This is a genomic window from Oleiphilus sp. HI0117 (assembly GCF_001635235.1).
Genome location: NZ_LWGA01001148.1, coordinates 1 through 2022, shown reverse-complemented (window position 1 = coordinate 2022; position 2022 = coordinate 1). Strand labels below are relative to the sequence as shown.

Below are 2022 nucleotides of genomic sequence, written 5' to 3'. Positions count from 1 at the left end.
GGTGAAGATACGTCTCCTGCCGGTTTAGCGGCGCTTGCTAATCCTGAGGTGACAGAGCCTTCTGAGCGTCCTCAACGTTTTCTAAGAATCGAGAAGGCTGTTTCAATACCTGATGAAAACGTACGTGATTTTGATAACTCCGCTTTTGGTAGAAGTCGAGCGCAATCTATGCGGGAAATCCTGGGTTATGTTCCTATTGAACCAGATGGATCTGTAATGGTGACCGTACCAGCCAATGTTGCTTTTGCACTTAGCGTATTAAATGAAAAAGGGCAGCGTACTAGTGAGCGTCATCAAAACTGGCTGCAAGTCGCTCCAGGGGAATTAATAGAATGTAACGGTTGCCACACGGGTGCAAGCGAAGTCCCGCATGGGCGTAATGGCGCTGGGCCTGAACCGGTCAATACGGGGGCAGAGACTGTTGGTCTTCCTTTTCCGGGAACGTCTCCTGCCGGGCCTGATGAAGATACACCCTTTGGTGTGCTAATGGGGGAAACCATGGCGCAGGCCTATACCGAAAATTATGGTATTCGAAATCTAAGCCCTGATATTACTTATACTGATGAGTGGGTCGTTCCTGCCGATACAGACAATGATATTAGCTATGCTTATGAAGATTTAACGACACCAATGCCAATTAAGGAAACTTGTGAAGGGACTTGGGGACTAGGGTGTCGAATAGTGGTGAACTATGAAACACATATTCATTCTCTATGGTCGGTGCCGAGATCACGTATCGTCGATGAACTTGAAGAAGACCGTACCTGTACATCCTGTCATAGTAATGTAGACAGTGAAGGGGAAACTCAAGTTCCGGTTGAGCAGTTGGATTTGAGTAATGGTCCTTCAACTGACGATCCAGATCACTATAAGTCTTATCGTGAGCTATTATTTAATGATAATGAAGTTGAACTGGTTGAAGGCATTTTAATTGACCGCTTAGTCGATAGCGATCAGCCAGTGTTGGATGACGAAGGTGAGCCGCTTCGTGATGAATTCGAAAACATTATTTACGTCCAGGAAACTGTACCAGTGGGGCCAACTATGAATACAGCAGGTGCTTTGAGAAGTGGGGAATTTTTAGACTTGTTTGAAGCAGGTGGTTCTCATGAAGGTGATCTCACTTTATCCGAGCTTAAGTTGATTTCTGAATGGTTGGACCTTGGGGCGCAATACTTTAACGACCCTTTTGCGGCACCAATTAACTAGTATTGATTACATAGAGATTTTCCTCGTGTGTAGAGAAGAGTTGAACGTTGCATGATTAAAAAAGGATATTTATGTCAGGCTTAACACGCTGCCAGTATTCTTGCTTGGTGGTCTTCATTTTGTCGCTGTTCTCATGGCCTGTTTTAGCCAGTGAGGCCGAAACTCGTGAAGACCATGCCGGGTCTACCGTATTTGCGCCTCAGCTTAAAGTGGTACTTCCTTTTGTGGAATGGCGCACAGGCCCCGCGCAAGGTTTCCCTGTATTCCATATCAGCGAAAAAGGGGAGTGGCTAGAAGTTTCAACTCGAAAGACGGAGTGGTTAAAAGTTCGTGATCGCAAAGGTAATGAAGGTTGGTTGAATATTGCTGATGTATTGCAGATGGAAGACGCTAATGGCGAAACTGTGAAGATCACAGAACCAGTCTTTGATGACTTCAATACACGTCGCTGGGAAGCAGGTTTGATGAGTGGTCAGTTTGACAAAGCAGCCCTTAATTCGGCTTATCTGGGCTATTGGATGACCAACAACATATCTCTTGAATTATGGGGGAGTCAGGTGCTGGGTGATTCGGCTGAGATAAAAGTCGCAAGCGTGAACTTGCTTCATCAGCCATTTCCTTCCTGGAAGTTCTCACCGTTTTTTACTTTAGGGGCGGGCATGGTATTTATCAGCCCCAAGGCGACCTTATCTGAAGAAGCAAAGCGGGACGAAGAATCTATTCATGCCGGTATAGGGGCACGATATTACTTGAGCGACCGTTATTTTGTTCGTATGGAAGTGAAGGACTATAAAATTTTTACTAACCGTGAAA

1 protein-coding gene and 1 pseudogene are annotated in these 2022 nt (G+C 45.5%); both read left to right on the top strand.

Translation table 11 applies throughout. The features are described from left to right. Nucleotides 1-1209, top strand: a pseudogene (locus tag A3757_RS27085) (hypothetical protein); the annotation flags it as partial. 71 nt (nt 1210-1280) lie between these two features. Beyond that, a partial coding sequence (locus tag A3757_RS20445; protein ID WP_068740200.1) for an SH3 domain-containing protein occupies nt 1281-2022 on the top strand: 742 nt, incomplete at its 3' end.